The organism is Microbacterium sp. bgisy203 (assembly GCF_057706945.1).
In genome coordinates, this window is sequence record NZ_JBYIPF010000005.1 from 203356 (window position 1) to 220972 (window position 17617).

The 17617-nt window shown below is 70.8% G+C and carries 12 protein-coding genes and 1 pseudogene; 6 read left to right on the top strand and 7 right to left on the bottom strand.

The window, feature by feature from the left end:
• Positions 1-104: 104 nt before the first annotated feature.
• Both AC3ENQ_RS10125 and AC3ENQ_RS10130 read right to left on the bottom strand, forming a co-directional pair.
• On the bottom strand, positions 105-1202 hold the full coding sequence (locus AC3ENQ_RS10125) for an aldo/keto reductase (protein ID WP_431804219.1): 1098 nt from the start codon (positions 1200-1202) through the stop codon (positions 105-107).
• A gap of 244 nt (positions 1203-1446) precedes the next feature.
• Positions 1447-3738, bottom strand: a complete 2292-nt coding sequence (locus tag AC3ENQ_RS10130; protein WP_431804221.1) for a polyribonucleotide nucleotidyltransferase — start codon at positions 3736-3738, stop codon at positions 1447-1449.
• Between the two features lie 298 nt (positions 3739-4036).
• Between AC3ENQ_RS10130 and AC3ENQ_RS10135 the strand changes: the two genes are divergently transcribed.
• Positions 4037-4225, top strand: coding sequence for a DUF5302 domain-containing protein (locus AC3ENQ_RS10135; protein ID WP_431804223.1), 189 nt, complete (start codon positions 4037-4039; stop codon positions 4223-4225).
• A 73-nt stretch (positions 4226-4298) separates the two neighbouring features.
• On the opposite strand, the gene AC3ENQ_RS10140 is transcribed toward AC3ENQ_RS10135, so the two are convergent.
• Positions 4299-5732 carry a cation:dicarboxylate symporter family transporter gene (locus AC3ENQ_RS10140; protein WP_431804225.1) on the bottom strand — a complete coding sequence of 478 codons (1434 nt, stop codon included), beginning with the start codon at positions 5730-5732 and terminating at the stop codon, positions 4299-4301.
• 162 nt (positions 5733-5894) lie between these two features.
• Here AC3ENQ_RS10140 and AC3ENQ_RS10145 point away from each other — a divergent pair, with 162 nt between their 5' ends.
• Together AC3ENQ_RS10145 and AC3ENQ_RS10150 are read left to right on the top strand one after the other, a co-directional pair.
• The gene (locus AC3ENQ_RS10145) at positions 5895-7211 is read left to right on the top strand and encodes a sensor histidine kinase (RefSeq protein ID WP_431804227.1); all 1317 of its coding nucleotides are present in this window, start codon (positions 5895-5897) and stop codon (positions 7209-7211) included.
• Positions 7208-7888, top strand: a complete 681-nt coding sequence (locus AC3ENQ_RS10150; RefSeq protein ID WP_431804229.1) for a response regulator — start codon at positions 7208-7210, stop codon at positions 7886-7888. The genes AC3ENQ_RS10145 and AC3ENQ_RS10150 overlap by 4 nt, the downstream gene beginning before the upstream one ends.
• Before the next feature lie 46 nt (positions 7889-7934).
• Here the strand turns inward: AC3ENQ_RS10150 and AC3ENQ_RS10155 are convergent, their stop codons facing one another.
• A complete protein-coding gene (locus AC3ENQ_RS10155) occupies positions 7935-9308 on the bottom strand; it encodes a glucose-6-phosphate dehydrogenase (protein ID WP_431804231.1) in 1374 nt (457 codons plus the stop codon).
• 35 nt (positions 9309-9343) lie between these two features.
• Here AC3ENQ_RS10155 and AC3ENQ_RS10160 point away from each other — a divergent pair.
• Positions 9344-11146: pseudogene (locus AC3ENQ_RS10160) on the top strand (glycoside hydrolase family 15 protein).
• Between the two features lie 23 nt (positions 11147-11169).
• On the opposite strand, the gene AC3ENQ_RS10165 reads toward AC3ENQ_RS10160, so the two are convergent.
• The 3 genes from AC3ENQ_RS10165 to AC3ENQ_RS10175 all read right to left on the bottom strand — a co-directional run bounded on the left by AC3ENQ_RS10165 (position 11170) and on the right by AC3ENQ_RS10175 (position 14548).
• Positions 11170-11850 (bottom strand): FMN reductase, encoded by a 681-nt coding sequence (locus tag AC3ENQ_RS10165; RefSeq protein ID WP_431804233.1) that lies wholly within the window; start codon positions 11848-11850, stop codon positions 11170-11172.
• A gap of 36 nt (positions 11851-11886) precedes the next feature.
• On the bottom strand, positions 11887-13077 hold the full coding sequence (locus AC3ENQ_RS10170; protein ID WP_431804298.1) for an LLM class flavin-dependent oxidoreductase: 1191 nt from the start codon (positions 13075-13077) through the stop codon (positions 11887-11889).
• Between the two features lie 256 nt (positions 13078-13333).
• Positions 13334-14548, bottom strand: coding sequence for a hypothetical protein (locus AC3ENQ_RS10175; protein ID WP_431804235.1), 1215 nt, complete (start codon positions 14546-14548; stop codon positions 13334-13336).
• Between the two features lie 464 nt (positions 14549-15012).
• Here AC3ENQ_RS10175 and AC3ENQ_RS10180 point away from each other — a divergent pair, with 464 nt between their 5' ends.
• Complete coding sequence (locus tag AC3ENQ_RS10180; RefSeq protein ID WP_431804237.1) at positions 15013-16164, top strand: acyltransferase family protein; 1152 nt, start codon at positions 15013-15015, stop codon at positions 16162-16164.
• Positions 16165-16524: 360 nt separating this feature from the next.
• On the top strand, positions 16525-17550 hold the full coding sequence (locus AC3ENQ_RS10185; protein ID WP_431804239.1) for an isopenicillin N synthase family dioxygenase: 1026 nt from the start codon (positions 16525-16527) through the stop codon (positions 17548-17550).
• The last annotated feature ends 67 nt before the right edge of the window (positions 17551-17617 follow it).

Here is a 17617-nt window from a genome sequence, read left to right on the forward strand (position 1 = left end):
GGCCCAGAGTACCTGGCGGAAGCGTTGTGCTGGGCGGAAGCGTTCTTCGCGGAAGCGCAACGCCTCGCGGCGTCATGCTCGACCGGGCGCGCCGCGGGTCCCGGCTACTGCGAAGCCTTGGCGAGCTCGGCCAGCTGCGCTCGGCTGAGCTTCGCGCCGACGCCCTGCATGAGTTCGTCGACGTGCGACTCGGCGTAGACGTTGACGATCGGGGCGACGACGGTGCGCTGGGCGAGCAGCCACGCGATCGCGACCGCCGACGTCGGAATCGACAGCTCAGCGCCGATCTTGTCCATCGCCCGGAGAGTGCGCGTGCCGCGGCGGTTCATCGCCGCCGCGAGCTGCGAGCCGCGCACCGAGTCGGCCATGTCAGCGCGCGAGCGGTGCGCTCCGGCGAGGTAGCCGTGCTCGAGCGCCTGCGAAGGGGTGACCGCGATGTTCTGCGCGCCGGCGACCAGACGCAGATCGCCGTCGAACTCCTCGCGGCGCAGGAGGTTGTGATGGACGTCGAGGGCGCTGATGCGCGGGTACCCCGCCGACGCGAGGATGCGCGCCTCGACGAGCTGCGACGCCGAGTAGCCGAACGCGCCGAGCGCCCGCACCTTTCCCGCCTCGACCAGCCACTCGGCGGTCGCGAGGGTGTCTTCGAGCGTCGTCTGGCCGTCGCTCGTGGCGTCGAGGTAGAGCACGTCGATGCGGTCGGTCTGCAGACGCGTCAGGGATGCCTCGACGGCGCGGATGAGGTTCACGGGCCCGAGGCCCGGGTGGTCGGGGTTCGTCCCGACGCGCACGCCGATCACGACATCGTCGCGCGCGCCACGACGCGTGATCCACTCGCCGATGATGTGCTCGCTGCGACCGGCGGAATACCCGTCGGAGGTGTTCAGCGCGTTGCCGCCGCGATCGCGGTAGGCGTCGAGGATGCGGTGAGCCGCGGCGAGGTCCACGTGCCAGCCGAACTCCGCGCCGCCCAGGATGAGCGGGAAGACGGTGACCCCGGTCTCACCGAGCGGCACCCGCACCGCGGCGCCCAGCGGCAGCCCCTGCACGGGGATCGGCGAAGACGGGTGGGTGGGCGTGGCGACCGGCGCGGTGTCCACAGCGGAGACCACGGTGGCGACCGGTGCCGTGCCGGCGGTGAGGGGCGCGGAGGGATTCGCGCTCCCCGAGGAGGCGGTCGCGCCTACTCCGAAGAAACCCATATCCACACCCCCTCACGGATCGTCCGGTCCGTGATGTCACGCATCCCCCGATGCGTAGTACCGAGGGTAGGGCAGGCCGCGGACGCTCCTGGCCGTTGCGGCGGCCAGCCGGTGAACTTTGCGTAACGCTTTGGTCTCAACGCCCGATGAGAGCGGATTTTGTCCCCCGAATGGGGGACAAAAAGACGGATGCCCGCCCCTCCGAGACGGGAGGAAGCGGGCATCCGTGTCCTATGCGCGGGGATCAGCCCTCGGCGGGCGCGTCCCCCGGACCCTCGCTGGCGGCCGCGGAGCTCTCCTGGTCGGCCTGCTCGGGCGTCTCGTCGAGCACCGGCTCGAGCGACAGCTTGCCGCGGTCGTCGATCTTCGTGATGCGTACGAGGATCTTCTGACCGACACCGAGCACGTCCTCGACGTTCTCGACGCGCTTGCCGCCGGCGAGCTTGCGGACCTCGCTGACGTGCAGCAGGCCGTCCTTGCCGGGAAGCAGCGAGACGAACGCGCCGAACGTGGCGATCTTGACGACGGTTCCGAGGAACTGCTCGCCGACCTCCGGGTTGGTCGGGTTCGCGATCGCGTTGACCTGCGCGCGCGCGGCCTCGGCCGAGGGGCCGTCGGTCGCGCCGATGTACACGGTGCCGTCCTCCTCGATGGAGATCTGCGCGCCGGTCTCATCCTGGATCGCGTTGATCGTCTTGCCCTTGGGGCCGATCAGCTCGCCGATCTTGTCGACCGGGATCTGCACGCTGATCACGCGCGGCGCGGTCGGCGCCATCTCGTCGGGGCCGTCGATCGCGGCGTTCAGCACGTTCAGGATCGTGAGACGGGCTTCCTTGGCCTGGGTCAGCGCGGCGGTCAGCACCGACGACGGGATGCCGTCGAGCTTCGTGTCGAGCTGGATCGCCGTGACGAAGTCCTTCGTGCCGGCGACCTTGAAGTCCATGTCACCGAGGGCGTCCTCGGCACCGAGGATGTCGGTGAGGGCCGCGTAGCGGGTCTGACCGTCGACCTCGTCGGAGACGAGACCCATCGCGATTCCGGCGACGGGGGCGCGCAGCGGCACACCCGCGTTCAGCAGCGACAGGGTCGAGGCGCAGACCGAACCCATCGAGGTCGAGCCGTTGGAGCCGAGGGCCTCGGAGACCTGACGGATCGCGTACGGGAATTCCTCGCGGGAGGGCAGCACCGGCACGAGCGCGCGCTCGGCGAGGAAGCCGTGCCCGATCTCGCGACGCTTCGGCGAACCCACGCGGCCGGTCTCACCGGTCGAGTAGGGCGGGAAGTTGTAGTGGTGCATGTAGCGCTTGCTGGTCGTGGGCGACAGCGAGTCGATCTGCTGCTCCATCTTCAGCATGTTGAGCGTCGTGACACCCAGGATCTGGGTCTCGCCGCGCTGGAAGATCGCGGAGCCGTGCACACGCGGGATGACCTGCACTTCGGCATCCAGCGGGCGGATGTCGGCGAGGCCGCGACCGTCGATGCGGACACCCTCGGCGAGGATGCGACCGCGGACGATCTTCTTGGTCACCGACTTGTACGCCGCCGAGAACTCCAGCGGTGCGGCAGCGGGAAGCTCCCCGGCCTCGGTCGCGGCGACGAGCTCGGCCTTGACGCGGTCCTTGACGGCGTCGTCGGCGTTCTGACGCTCGATCTTGTCGGCGATCTGGTAGACGCCGACGAGGTCGTCGTAGGAGCGGCCCGCGACGAAGTCGTAGGTCTCCTGGCTGTACGCGGGGAAGACCGGGTACGGCTGGATCTCCTTCGCGGCGGTGTTCGCGACGACGTTCTGCGCGCCCACGAGCTCCTTGATGAAGGGCTTCGCGGCCTCGAGGCCCTGCGCGACGACCTCTTCGGAGGGCTTCGTGGCGCCGCCCTTGATGAGGTCCCAGCTGTTCTCGGTGGCTTCGGCCTCCACCATCATGATCGCGACGTCGCCGTCGTCGAGCACGCGGCCGGCGACCATGAGGTCGAAGACGGCCTCGTCGACCTGGGCGGCGTTCGGGAATGCGACCCACTGGTCGGCGTGCTCGCCGTGGCCCGGGATGAGCGCGAGGCGCACACCGGCGATCGGGCCCGAGAACGGCAGCCCCGAGATCTGGGTGGACAGGGATGCCGCGTTGATCGCGAGCGCGTCGTAGTACTCGCCGGGGGCGATGGACAGGACGGTCACGACGATCTGGACCTCGTTGCGGAGGCCGTCGACGAAGGACGGGCGCAGCGGGCGGTCGATGAGGCGGCAGACGAGGATCGCCTCGGTGGAGGGGCGGCCCTCGCGGCGGAAGAACGAGCCGGGGATCTTGCCCGCGGCGTACGCGCGCTCTTCGACGTCGACGGTCAGCGGGAAGAAGTCGAACCCTTCGCGCGGGTGCTTGCCGGCGCTGGTGGCCGACAGGATCATGGTCTCGTCGTCGAGGTAGGCGGCGACGGCGCCCTGCGCCTGCTGGGCGAGGCGTCCGGTCTCGAACCGGATCGTGCGGGTGCCGAAGCGTCCGTTGTCGAGGACGGCTTCGGCGGCGGTGATTTCAGGACCTTCCAAGAGGTCTCTCCTTCTTTGTTTAGACTCGCACGCGCGTTTCGCGCGCGAGATCGTGCGAAGGAGCAGGAACAGGCAGATCCAGAGACGCGACACATCACGCCGTCAACGCTGGCCACCAGTCGAAAGCCACCCTTCGCCGTGATCTCGATACACCGCGCTTCGCGCGGCATTCGATCACCGAAGAGGAACCCACCACAGGGGACCAGCTTCCTGCCGGCCTGCTCCGGCTGCCGGGGAGAGATCCACGGCAACCTGCATCAGCCTACCAGGGGGCGCGGACGGTGCGTATGGTGGGGGCATGAGCGACGACAAGAGCCCGTCCGAGAAAGCGGCGGCATCCGACGAGATGAAGCGAAAGTTCAAGGAGGCGCTCGACAAGAAGAACGCGCAGCACCGGGACGGCGAGGCGCACCTCGACGGCGACTCCGCCGTCCACGGCATCCACTCGGCCGTGACCAAGCGCGAATTCCGCCGCAAGAGCGGCTGAGCGCGCGGCGTCCGGCAGGCCGAAGGCCCGGCATCCCTTCGGGAGGATGCCGGGCCTTCGGCGGTTCGGCGGTTCAGCGGATGGCGTGCGCGTCCTGGCGCAGCTCCCGCTCGATCGCCTGCTCCGCCGCCGGCGAGGGGACCTCTGTGGCGGAGTCGTCGTGCTCGTCGCCCGAGAGGGTCGCCTCGTCGAACGGGTCGCGGCCGGCGAGCACGTCGCGCACCTGCTGGCGGTCGACCTGCTTGGTCCAGGTGCCGACGAGGAGGGTGGCGACCGCGTTGCCGGTGAAGTTGGTGACCGCGCGACCCTCGCTCATGAACCGGTCGATGCCGACGATGACGCCGACGCCGCCCACCAGCTCGGGCCGGAAGGCCTGGAGGCCGCCGGCGAGGGTGGCGAGTCCCGCACCGGTGACGCCGGCGGCACCCTTCGAGGCGATGACCATGAAGGCGAGGAGGCCGATCTGCTCCGGGATCGACATCGGCATGCCCATGCCCGAGGCGATGAACAGCGACGCCATCGTCAGGTAGATCGCGGTGCCGTCGAGGTTGAACGAGTAGCCGGTGGGGACCGTGATGCCGACGACCGGCTTCGAGACACCCAGGTGCTCCATCTTGGCGATGAGGCGGGGAAGGGCCGACTCTGAGGACGACGTGCCGACGATCAGCATGTACTCGCGGCCCAGGTACTTCATGAGGCTCAGGATGTTGACGCGGGCGACCGTGTAGAGGAGCACGCCGAGGATGCCGAAGATGAAGATCGCGCAGGTGATGTAGAAGGCGATCATGAGGATGCCGAGGCTGACGATCGCGGCGGCACCGGTCGCGCCGACGACGGCGGCGATCGCACCGAACGCGCCGATCGGGGCGAGCCACAGGATCATGCCGAGGATGCGGAACACGAGCTGCTGCAGGTTCTTGACGGCGGACATGATCGGCGCACCCTTGGCGCCCATCTTCTGCAGCGCGAAGCCGACGAGGAGGGCGATGAACAGCACCTGCAGCACGCTCTCGCCGGTGAAGGCGGAGAAGAACGTCGTCGGGATGATCCCCATGACGAACTCCTCGGTCGACTTCGCCTCGATGGTGGAGACGTCGTACTGCGACGAGGTCATGTCCAGGCCCGTGCCGGGATGGATGATGTTGCCGACGACGAGGCCGATGATGAGGGCGAAGGTCGTCATGACCATGAAGTAGCCGAGCGCGAGGCCGCCGATCTTGCCGACCGTCGCCGCCTTCGCGATCGATCCGACGCCCACGACGATCGTGCAGAAGATGATCGGGGCGATCATCATCTTGATGAGGTTGACGAAAGCCGTACCGAGGGGCTTCAGCGTCGTCGCGAACTCGGGCCAGATGAGGCCGACCGCGGCGCCCAGCACGACGGCCGCGATCACCGAGACATAGAGCCACGTGTGCTTGTCCCAGTTGCGGATGTCGCCGCGTCGGCGACGACCGGTCCCGAGCCCGCCGGGGAGCTTCACGGTGGTTGTGGGTGCGATACGCATGTCTGCCTCCAAGGTGTGAACGGTCGTCGTTCGTGTTCCGCCGACGTTGGGGGAACACGTCCAGACTGGGATCGCTTGGGCGCGGGCCCGACTTGTGGTCGTACTGGTCACGACCGAAAGGCCGGTGGGGTCGGCGGGTGTGGCGGGGCGCGAGGAGTCACCATGGCGCGGAAGGGCGGACGCAGCGTCGCGTCGCGCCTGTTCACGTGGCTCGTCGTCGCCGCCCTCCTCATCGCGGCCCTCACCGCGGGGCTGCTCCTCCTCGAAGCGCAGCGCGCGACCCGCGCCGAGGCGGAGCGCGTGACGCAGGCCGTCGCCGAGACGCTCGCCCACTCCCCCGCCGTCCGCACCGCCCTCGCTGCCGGCGACCGTGACGCGGCGACCGACGCGTTGCAGCCCCTCGCGCAGGATGTCATCGCCACGGCCCGCGTCGACTTCGTCACGATCATGGACACCTCCGGCATCCGCATCACCCACCGCGACCCCGCCGAGATCGGCGGCACCTATCTCGGCACCATCCCCGCCACCCCGCGGGCGCTCACCGAGGAATTCACCGGCACGCTCGGGCCGTCGCTGCGGACGATCGTCCCCGTGCTGGTCGGCGGCGACGCCGCAGGGCAGGTCGGCGGCGACGCCGCAGGGCAGGCGGAGGGCGATCTGGTCGGCTGGGTGGCCGTCGGCGTCACCGTCCAGACCGTCGGGGCGCAGCTCGTCCCCCGCCTCATCGTCGCCCTCGCGGTCGCGGCCCTCGTCGTCGGCGCCGGCGTCCTCGGCGCCGTCCTCGCGCGCCGGGCGACGCGCCGGGTGGCGGGCGACCTCCCGGCCGGGCAGATCCGCGACACGCTCGCGACGGCCGAGTCGATGCGGACGCTCGGCGAGGCGCTCCGCGCCCAGACGCACGAGCACGGCAACCGCATGCACACGGCGGTCGCGCTGCTCGAACTCGGGCGCACCGACGACGCCATCGGCATCCTGACTGCGTCGGCGCAGCAGTCGCAGGCGCTCGTCGACCAGGTGAGCGCCCGCACCGAGGGCGATCCGACGGTCGGCGCGTTGCTTCTCGGCAAGGCCTCGCAGGCGATGGAGCGGGGCATCGAGTGGGATGCCGAGATCGCGCCCGACGCGCCGCGCTCGCTCCTTGCGCCGATCGACGCCGTCGCCCTCGTCGGGAACCTCATCGACAACGCGATGGATGCCGCGGCCTCAGGACCCGGATCGCGCTGGGTGCGGATCGCGATGGCCCGCACCGACGAGGGCGAGCTCTCGATCATCGTGAGCGATTCGGGCGAGGGACCCGGCCCCGAGGTACGGGCGCGGATGTTCGAACGAGGCTTCACGACGAAGCCCGCCGGCGCCGAAGGGCGCGGCGTCGCGCTCGCGCTCGTCCGCGCCGTCGTCGACGAGATCGGCGGGACGATCACGCTGGATGCCGGATCGCCCACCACCTTCCGGGTGATCCTCCCGACGGAGGGGTCGTGATCGGCGTGCTCCTCGTCGACGACGAGGCCCTGACGCTGCAGCTGCATCGGTCGTTCGTCGAGCGGGTGCCCGGCTTCGAGGTCGTGGCCGAGTGCTCGGGCGCGCGCGCCGCGGTCACCGCGATCCTCACCTCCCCCGAGCGCGACCGCATCGACCTCGTGCTCCTGGACATGACGATGCCCGACGGCACCGGCATCGACGTGCTGCGCCACATCCGCGCGCACGCCGCCGACGTCGACGTCATCGCGATCACCTCGGTCCGCGACGCGCAGACCGTGCGCCAGGTCATCGCGCTCGACGCGGCGCAGTATCTCGTGGAGCCTTTCACCTTCGCGACCTTCGCCGATCGGCTCGAGCAGTATCGCGCCTACCGCGAGCGCGCACGCAGCACGACGGGCACCGCGACCCAGAGCGAGATCGACGCGCTCCTCGGCGCGCGGAGCCCCGCGGCATCCGCCGACCTCCCCAAGGGGCTCTCGGCCGCGTCGCTTGCCCGCGTGTCGGAGGCGGTGCGCACCGGCGGCCCGCTCTCGGCATCGGAAGCCGGCGACGCGCTGGGGATGTCGCGCGTCGCCGCGCGCCGCTACCTCGAGCACCTCGCCGACGAGGGTCGCGTCGAGCGCGCGCCGCGCTACGGCACGGGCGGGCGCCCGGAGACCGAGTACCGCTGGCGGTGAAGGCCGCTCGGTCCCGCCACCTCAGCTCAGCGGCTCGTCCCGCCTGTCAGCCCCAGCCCTCCGGCCCCTCGGACCCCGCCGGGTAATCCTCGAGCGGCACGTCGCCGCGACGCCACGCATCGCGCACGGGCTGGACGATCCGCCACGACTGCTCGGCCGCGTCGCCTCGGACCGACAGGGTCACGTCGCCGTCGAGCACCGCCGCGAGGACATCGGCGTACGCGCGCTGCGCCCCGACCCCGAGCTTCGCGTGCAGGCGTGCGCGCCGAAGGAGGAACGGGTCTTCGCCGCCGTTGACCGAGATCTCGACGCCGAGGACGTCGGGCCCCAGCGAGAAGCGCAGGACGGAGCCGTCGTCATCGCCCGTGAAACCGACGGGAAGGTGCCGCACCCGCCGCAGCCGCACCTCGATCTCGGCGCAGTCGCGCCCGATCGCCTTGCCGGAGCGGAGCGTGAAGGGGACGCCCTCCCAGCGCGCCGTGCGGATCTCGCACCGCACCTGGGCGAGCGTCTCGGTCTCGCGCGCCGGGTCGACGTCCGGCTCGTCGACGTAGGCCGGGAGGTCCTTCCCGCCCGCCTTTCCGGCGGTGTACCGGCCGCGGTGCGAGAACCGCACCGGATTGTCCTCCCACACGTGCGTCGCACGCAGGACGGCGGCCGTCGCGGAGCGCACATCCTCTTCGACGAGGGCGGCGGGCGGCTCCATCGCGAAGACGGCGAGCACCTGGAGCAGGTGGCTCTGGATCATGTCGACCAGGGCGCCCGCCCGGTCGTAGTAGTCGGCGCGCCCCTCGAGTCCGAGGGTCTCGTCGAAGCGGATCGTCACCTCTTCGATGTGCTCGGCCGACCAGATCGGCTCGAACAGGCGGTTCGCGAACCGGACGCCGAGGAGATTCAGCACCATCGAGCGGCCGAGGAAGTGATCGACGCGGAAGATCTGACTCTCCGGAAGGAGCGCCGCGAGCACCTCATTGAGTTCGTGCGCGCTCTTCTGGTCCTCGCCGAACGGCTTCTCGAGCGCGAGGACGGCCCCCTCCGGCAGGTCGGCGGGCGTGAGCTCGGCGCACGCCTTCGCCGCGACGGCCGGCGGCACGGCGAAATACAGGACGAGCCGGCCCTCGGGCGCCTCGCGGATGATCGTGCGCAGCCCCTTCCCCGTCGAGGCATCGGCGGAGATGTAGGGCGTCGCGGTCACCGACGCGAACGCGTCCTCGGCATCCGCCTCACGGAACGCGGCGCGCACCTGTTTCCGCCACTGCGCGTCGGAGATCGCGCTCCGCCCGGCGCCGACGACGGCGACGCGCCGCTCGGGCTGGAAGTGGAGCAGCTCGGCGAGCGCCGGCAGGAGCAGCCGGTGGGTGAGGTCGCCGCTCGCCCCGATGATCACGAGTGTCGAGTCGCCCCGCGCGGTATCGGTCATGCGGACACCCTAGTAGGGGGCATGATCGGAATAATGTGCCCGCACCGATCGAGGACTACGCGCTGCTCAGCGACTGCCGCACCGCCGCGCTCGTCTCGCGCGACGGATCGGTCGCGTGGCTGTGCGTTCCCCGCTTCGACAGCGGCTCGGTGTTCGGGGCGCTCCTCGGCGGTGCCGACGAGGGTCACTGGCGACTCCGTCCCGCCGACCCGGCCGCCACCGCGACCCGACGCTACGACGGCGACACCCTCACCCTCGTCACCCGATGGGAGACCGCGACCGGCGTGGCGGAGGTGCACGACCTCCTCGTCGTCGACCCGCGCCACCTCGACGTCACGCACCGCGTCGACCTCGTCCGTCGCGTCGTCGGCATCTCGGGCGAGGTGGCGTTCACCCAGTCGCTGCGGCTGCGATTCGACTACGCGCGCGCCGTGCCCTGGATCCGCCAGACCGGAACGGAGGGGACGCCCGAGCTCACCGCGATCGCGCGGCCGGATGCCGTGGTGGTGCGCGGCGGCGCGCTCGAGCCCACCGACCACGTCCACCGCGGCACGCTCGCCGTCGCCGCCGGAACCACACGCGACCTGACGTTGACCTGACATCCGTCGCATCGTCCGGCGCCGCATCCGCTCGACGTCGACGCAGCGATCGCGACGACCGAGCACTGGTGGAGGTCGTGGGCCGCGCGCGTGCGCACCGGCGATCCGCACCGCGACGACGTCGTCCGCTCACTGCTGACCCTCCGCGCCCTGACGCACCGCGACACGGGCGGGATCATCGCCGCGCCGACGACCTCGCTGCCCGAGCAGTTCGGGGGCGCGCGCAACTGGGATTACCGGTTCGTGTGGCTGCGCGATGCGTCGCTGACGATCGAGGTGCTGCTCTCGCACGGTTTCGAGCACGTCGTCGAGCACTGGCGCGGCTGGCTGCTGCGGGCGATCGCGGGAGACCCGGCGCAGCTGCAGATCGTCTACGGCGTCGCCGGCGGACGCGACCTGACCGAGCGCGAGCTGACGTCGCTCCCCGGCTACGCGGGCGCGGCGCCCGTGCGGATCGGCAACGGTGCCGCCGCGCAGTACCAGGCCGATGTCACCGGCGAGGTACTGTCCGCCCTGTTCGCGGCGCGCGCGGCCGGCGTCGCGGGTGCGGACTGGTCCTGGCCGCTCGAGCGCGCCCTCCTCCGCCGCGCCGAGGGAAGGCTCTCCGAGCCCGATCGCGGCATCTGGGAGATCCGCGGTGAGCCGCAGATGTTCACGCACTCGCGCGCGATGGTGTGGACGGCGTTCGACCGCGGCATCCGAAGCGTCCGCGAGCACGGGCTGCCCGGTCCGGCCGCGCACTGGGAGCGGCTGCGCGACGGCGTCCGCTCCGAAATCGACGCGCACGGGGTGTCGGCGCGGGGGCATTTCGTGCAGCATCCCGGCACGGATGCCGTGGACGCGTCGCTCCTGCTCCTGCCCGGCGCCGGGTTCTGCGCACCCGACGACCCGCGCATGCTCGCGACGGTCGCGGAGATCGAACGGACGCTCATGCCCGACGGCCTCGTCCTCCGCTACCGCACCGAGTCGGGCGTGGACGGTCTGACGGGCACGGAGAACCCGTTTCTGGCGTGCTCGTTCTGGCTGGTCGAGCAGTACGCGGCGACGGGACGCGTCGCCGATGCGCGTGCGCTCATGGAACGCGTCTGCGCTCTCGCCAACGATGTCGGGCTGCTGTCGGAGGAATACGATCCGCATGCCGGACGCCAGGCGGGGAATACGCCGCAGGCGCTCTCGCACCTCGCACTCGTGCGGGCCGCCGACGCGCTGTCGCGCGCAGACGACCCGCATGGAGTGTGAGGAGACCGGGCGCTCCCTCTCCGCTACTCCCCCGCGAGGCCTCCGAGCAGATGCCCGCCGCCCGAGGCGGCGTCGCCGCCCATGAGACGCTGGAAGCTGTCGAGGTAGTTCTCCGGTGCGAACGGGTCGGCGTTGCCCGCCGGCTCGCGGCGGACGACGGCCTCGGCGAGCTCGCGCGCACCCTTCTCGACGCGCGCGCTGAGCGGCGCGACCTGATCGGCGGCCGAACCCCAGTCGCTCGACGCGGCGAACACCCCCGTCGAGACGGCCTCGGCGTGCAGGTACGCGAACAGGGGACGGATCGCGTAGTCGATCGCAAGCGAGTGCCGGGCGGTGCCGGCGTTCGCGCCGATGAGCACCGGCTTGCCGGTGAGCGCGTCGGGATCGAGCACGTCGATGAACGACTTGAACAGGCCCGAGTAGCTCGTCGAGAAGATCGGCGTCACGACGATGAGCGCATCGGCTGAGACGACGGTGTTGATCGCCGACTCGAGCTCGGGCGGGGCGAAGCCAGTGAGCAGGTTGTTCGTGATGTCGTGCGCGAGGTCGCGCAGCTCGATCGTGTCGACGGATGCCGGGGTGCCCCGCTCGGCGAGCTGGGTCAGGGTCGCGGCGGCGAGGCGATCGGCGAGCATGCGGGTCGACGAGGGGTTCGACAGACCTGCGGAGACGACCGCGATGCGACGCGGAGCGGTGTTCGTCATGTCACTTCTTCTTTCTGGGTTCTCGCATGCCGCCGCTCAGCGGCTCACGCCGAACGCGGCGCCGGCTGGAGCGGGCGAATCCTGGTAGGGCGAGGGACCCGACAGGTTGTCGCCGCGGTTGGCGCGCGGGGTCGCCTGACGCGCCGGGCCGTCGCCGTAGACCTCGTGAACACGCGCGGCGTGGGTCGGGGCGTCGGGGACGTTCGCGGGGCGGTTCTGCGCGAGCTCCTTCCGGAGGACGGGCACGACCTCGCCGCCGAGGAAGTCGAGCTGCTCGAGCACAGTCTTCAGCGGGAGTCCCGCGTGGTCCATGAGGAACAGCTGACGCTGGTAGTCGCCGAACAGGTCGCGCATGCCGGCGTACCGGTCGATGACCTGCTGCGGCGAGCCGACGGTCAGCGGCGTCATCTCGGTGAAGTCCTCCATCGACGGGCCGTGGCCGTAGACCGGGGCGTTGTCGAAGTAGGGGCGGAACTGGTTCACGGCATCCTGCGAGTTCTTCGCCATGAACGCCTGGCCGCCCAGGCCCACGATCGCCGTCTCGGGCGTGCCGTGTCCGTAGTGCTCCCAGCGCTGACGGTACAGCGCGATGAGGCGCTGGTAGTGCTCGGCGGGCCAGAAGATGTTGTTCGCGAAGAAGCCGTCGCCGTAGTACGCGGCCTGCTCGGCGATCTCGGGGGTGCGGATCGAGCCGTGCCAGACGAACGGCGCGACGCCGTCGAGGGGCCGCGGGGTCGACGTGAAGCCCTGGAGGGGCGTGCGGAACTTGCCTTCCCAGTCCACGACGTCCTCACGCCACAGCTTGTGCAGCAGGGCGTAGTTCTCGATCGCGAGCGGCAGCCCCTGACGGATGTCCTTGCCGAACCAGGGGTAGACGGGGCCCGTGTTGCCGCGGCCCATCATGAGGTCCATCCGGCCGCCCGAGAGGTGCTGCAGCATGGCGTAGTCCTCGGCGATCTTCACGGGGTCGTTCGTCGTGATGAGCGTCGTCGAGGTCGAGAGGATGATGCGCTCGGTCTGCGCGGCGATGTAGGCGAGGGTCGTCGTGGGCGAGGACGACCAGAACGGCGGGTTGTGGTGCTCGCCGACGGCGAAGACGTCGAGCCCGACTTCTTCGGCGTGCTTCGCGATCTCGACCGACGCGCGGATGCGCTCGGCCTCGCTGGGGGTGTGGCCGGTCGTCGGGTCCTGCGTGATGTCGCTGACCGTCATGATGCCGAACTGCATCTGGGTGGCCTGTCCGGTCGCGCCGTCGGTCACCGCGGGGGTCGTACGGATGTCGCTCACGATGTGTCTCCTGCTCTCCGGATGCCTCGGCGTCTCGATCTATTCAAATGAATGTAGTCGATAGAACGCGATGCGGTCCCCAGTATTCCCGACGCGGTTGAACGCGCGCCGAGCGCTCCTACCGGGCGCACGGAAGAGGGGCGGATGCCTCGGCATCCACCCCTCTCACATGGCTCCGCGATGCGGCGCGGCGCGCTCAGCTCGCGCGGCGGGCGCGGGCGGCGATCACCGCCCCGCCTCCGAGGAGGAGGGCCAGCAGCGCCCCGCCCAGTGCCATGCCCGTCGAGTCGGACGACCCGCCGGTCACGGCGAGCCGGGCCGAAGCGGGCACCAGAGGCGCCGCAGCGACCACGGCTGCGGGAGCGGCCACAGGCGCCGCGGGGGCAGGAGCGGCGGGCGCCGGGTCGACGGGCACCGGTTCGGAGACGGGGAGCGGGAAGATCGGCGCCCCGCCGACCTTGCCGAACGCGAAGATGAACGTGTTCGGTGTCCCCGTCGCCGGGTCTCTTGAGCTCTGCCCGAACGAGTACGCCTCCGCACCCACGGCCGCCAGCGCTGCGGTCGCGGTCGCCTCATCCGCGGCGCCGCCGTAGTAGATGATGAACGACAGCTTCCCTCCGGGCGCGAGTGAGCCGAACGAGAAGTCGAACAGCGCTCCGTGGTCGTCCGGGCCGGAGTCGACGGCGTTCCCCTCGAAGAGGATCGATGAGGGCCCCGAGAGCGGGTTGGACGACGCGAACCCATCGTCGCTCGTGTAGGTGATCGCGCTCGCGGTGCCGCGATCGATCGTCACGTACTCGTCGAAGGCGGTCGGCTCGACGTCCCAGTCCATGACGCGCCGGTACTGGACGGTCGCGATCGTCTCCCCCGACAGGTTCTCGATCGTGACGTTCACCTGGTAGAGGTTCGGCGTCTCGGGCGCCGGCACATACTCGTGCGTGACCCGGAAGACGGGAGCGCCCTCGCCGTCGGCGATCGTCACGACGGACGTCGCGGTGGATGCCGTGTGCGTGAACGACTGGAGAGTCAGGTTGTAGCCGCCCGACCCGTAGTCGGCGACATTGGCGCCGCCCCAGACCCCGGTCGCGGGGTCCCCGACGCCCCAGCCTTCGCAGAGGCACCCGGGCGATGTCGAATCGTTGCCGGTCGGCAGGTACTCAAGTCCGGCATCTCCGGGTCCCGCGGCCGACCCGTCGCCATTGGGTGTGTTGAGTTCGCCCGTGGGGTTCACCGCGAGCAGGATGGTGCCGTTGTCGATGCACACCGCCGGGAAGCACGGGTCGCCGGGCGCGGGAGTGGCGGCGGGCGCGACCTCGGCATCCTCCGCCGCGAAGAGCGTGACCGTCGGCTCCTCGGGGCTCTCCGCGAGGACGTCTTTGGCGGTCGTCTCGTCGGCGTCGACGACGACCACGGCCGGCGGAGCCGGCTCGGCGGCGGGCGCGGGTTCAGGCGCGGGCGCGGGCGCGGGCGCGGGTTCAGGCGCGGGCGCAGGTTCAGGCGCGGGCGCAGGTGCCGGATCGGGTGCGGGTGCGGGTTCAGGCGCGGGCGCCGGGTCTGGCGCCGGTGCCGGATCGGCCGCAGGCGCTGGATCCGGGGCGGGCGCCGGATCGGGCGCAGGTGCCGGTTCGGACGTGGCCGCGGGCGGCGCCTCCGGCGGCGTGCCGTCGTCCGCGAAGGCGGCGACGGGCGCGAGGACGAGAGCAGCGGCGACGGCTGCAACGGCGAGCGGCACCCCAGGCCGCACGCGAGTGGAATGGAACATGACGATGACCCCCCGGTGATCGATGGAGAAGGTGTGCCCTTCGCCGATCAGGAGGCAGCAGGCATCCGTTTCGATACGTGTCGAGGACGACCGCGCCGGTAGGGTGGCCAGCGATGAGCCAGCCCGCCCCGCGCACCGGGAGTACGCCCACCCCGAAGCGTCGCGTTCCCCTGTGGGACAACGCGCGCTTCGCGTGCATCGTCCTGGTCGTGCTCGGGCACGCGCTGCAGCGGCTGACCTACGACAGCGACATCGCGCTGAGCCTGTACCTGCTGATCTACGCGTTCCACATGCCCGCGTTCGCGATCATCTCCGGATACTTCTCGAAGTCCGACTCCCCCAGTCGCCGGCAGATGGCGCGCGTCATCACCGACATCGTCCTGCCGTACATCATCTTCGAGGCGTTGTGGACCCTCACGAAGTGGATCGTCGAGGGGCAGGCGAACCCGAACCTCACCCAGCCCTCGTGGACGCTGTGGTTCCTGCTGGCGCTCGCGATCTTCCGGCTGATCCTGCCCTACCTCGCGCTCCTGCGGTGGCCGCTGCTGTGGACCGTGGTGATCTCGATTTCCGCGGGGTACTGGTCGAACGTCGACTCGACGCTGTCACTCTCGCGGACGCTCGGCCTGCTGCCCTTCTTCACCCTCGGATGGTGGCTCTCCGACCGCGACGTCGTCGCACGGCTCGATCTCCTCCGGCGCGGACGCCTCGGCGTCCGGATCGCCGCGATCGCCCTCTTCGCTGTCGGTGGATTCGTCGCCTGGTACTACGTCGACGTGTGGCGGGAAGTCGACCTGCGCGCCTGGCTCTTCTACGACGAGAGCTACGCCGACCTCGGCGGCCCCTGGTGGTCGGGGGCGCTCCGGGTGGTGCTCATGGCGATCGCGCTCGTCCTGTCGGTCGCGTTCTTCGCGCTCGTGCCGCGGGGCCAGTACTGGTGGACCCACTTCGGCCAGTACACGATGTACGTCTACCTGCTGCACTCCTTCGTGCTCTACCCGCTCCGCGAGTCAGGCATCCTCCGCAACGCGGAGCCGACGTGGTTCTGGCTGCCGCTCGTCATCGTGATGTCGGTCGTGATCGCGCTGGTACTGGCGACCAAGCCCGTGCGGACGGTGTTCCGCCCGCTCGTCGAGCCGCGCCCGGCGTGGCTGTTCGCCGACCCGAAGCTCGCCGCGCGCGAGGGCCGCCGCAGCGACCCGACGGGCTCGAAGCGTCCGCGCGCCCCCGAGGAGCAGGCGCCGCGCAGCCCTCGCGATCGCTAGCGAGGCGGCATCCCTCGTTCGGGCTCCCCGTTCCCGTCGCAGCCCTCTCCTGTCGCAGCCCTCTCCTGTCGCAGCACTCCCCTGTCGCAGCGTGGGTCCGGCGCCACTTTCCTGTTCCGTTCTCGCGCCGGGCGCCACTTTCCTGGCGAGGCGCCAGAAACCTGTGGCGCCTCGACAGGGATATGGCGCCCGAAGGGGCCTCCCGGGTCCGAAGGGCCCTTCCGAGTCCGAAGGGCCCTTCCGAGCCCGAAGGGCCCTTCCGAGCCCGAAGGGGCCTTCCGAGTCGAGGACGCCGCGTCCCTCTCGGTAACGAAGCGCAACACACGCCCGGATGCCGCGGCATCCGCTTAGCCTCTTCGCATGTCCGACTCGACGTTGCGCGACCTGAACCTCCCTGTCCTCGACCTCTCCCTGCTGGATCAGGGGGCGGATGCCGCGGCATCCTTCCGCGATCTGCTGCGCGCCGCGACGCACGACGTCGGGTTCTTCTACCTCGTCGGCACGGGTGTCACACCCGAACTCGAAGAGCGCTTGCACCGCGCGGCGCGCGACTTCTTCGCGCTGCCCGAGGCCGACAAGCTCGCGATCGAGAACGTGAACAGCCCGCAGTTCCGCGGCTACACGCGCGTCGGCGGCGAGCGCACGCAGGGCGAGGTCGACTGGCGCGAGCAGATCGACATCGGTCCCGAGCGCGACGTCGTGACGGATGCCGAGGCGCCCGACTTCTCGCGCCTCATCGGCCCGAACCTGTGGCCGGCGGCGCAGCCCGAGCTGCGCGAGGTCGTCGACGAGTGGCAGGAGCATCTCGCCGGGGTCGCTCGGAAGCTCCTGCGCGCGTGGGCGCTCGCACTCGGCGCCCCCGAGACCTACTTCGACGAGCACTTCGGAGAGCCCGCGACGCTGCTGAAGGTCGTCCGCTACCCCGGCTCTCGCGAACCCGAGCCGCAGCAGGGCGTCGGCGCGCACAAGGACTCGGGAGTGCTGACGCTCCTCTGGGCGGAGCCGGGCAAGGGCGGCCTGCAGGTGCGCCGCGACGGCGAGTGGGTCGACGCACCGCCGGTGTCCGGGGCGTTCGTCGTGAACATCGGCGAGATGCTCGAGTACGCGACCGGCGGCTACCTCGTCGCGACTGATCACCGCGTCGTCTCACCGCGCTACCCCGACGACCGCATCTCGGTGCCGTACTTCTTCAACCCGGCGCTCGACGCGAAGCTGCCGCTCATCGACCTGCCCGCCGAGCTCGCGGCGCAGGCCCGGGGCGTCACGCAGGACCCGTCGAACCCGATCCACGCGCTCTACGGTGAGAACGCGCTGAAGTCGCGCCTGCGCGCCCACCCCGACGTCGCCGAGCGCTGGCACGCCGACCTCGTGGCCGCCCGCGCCTGAGACCCGGGACGCACGACGCCGGGGAATGACGAAGACCCTCCCACACCGTGGGAGGGTCTTCTCAAGA

Excerpts from the sequence above, each read along its gene's own strand:
- AC3ENQ_RS10125 (WP_431804219.1), bottom strand. The coding sequence starts at position 1,202 with ATGGGTTTCTTCGGAGTAGGCGCGACCGCCTCCTCGGGGAGCGCGAAT.
- AC3ENQ_RS10135 (WP_431804223.1), top strand. The coding sequence starts at position 4,037 with ATGAGCGACGACAAGAGCCCGTCCGAGAAAGCGGCGGCATCCGACGAG.
- AC3ENQ_RS10155 (WP_431804231.1), bottom strand. The coding sequence starts at position 9,308 with ATGACCGATACCGCGCGGGGCGACTCGACACTCGTGATCATCGGGGCG.
- AC3ENQ_RS10165 (WP_431804233.1), bottom strand. The coding sequence starts at position 11,850 with ATGACGAACACCGCTCCGCGTCGCATCGCGGTCGTCTCCGCAGGTCTG.
- AC3ENQ_RS10170 (WP_431804298.1), bottom strand. The coding sequence starts at position 13,077 with ATGCAGTTCGGCATCATGACGGTCAGCGACATCACGCAGGACCCGACG.
- AC3ENQ_RS10185 (WP_431804239.1), top strand. The coding sequence starts at position 16,525 with ATGTCCGACTCGACGTTGCGCGACCTGAACCTCCCTGTCCTCGACCTC.
- AC3ENQ_RS10145 (WP_431804227.1), top strand. The coding sequence starts at position 5,895 with ATGGCGCGGAAGGGCGGACGCAGCGTCGCGTCGCGCCTGTTCACGTGG.
- AC3ENQ_RS10140 (WP_431804225.1), bottom strand. The coding sequence starts at position 5,732 with ATGCGTATCGCACCCACAACCACCGTGAAGCTCCCCGGCGGGCTCGGG.
- AC3ENQ_RS10180 (WP_431804237.1), top strand. The coding sequence starts at position 15,013 with ATGAGCCAGCCCGCCCCGCGCACCGGGAGTACGCCCACCCCGAAGCGT.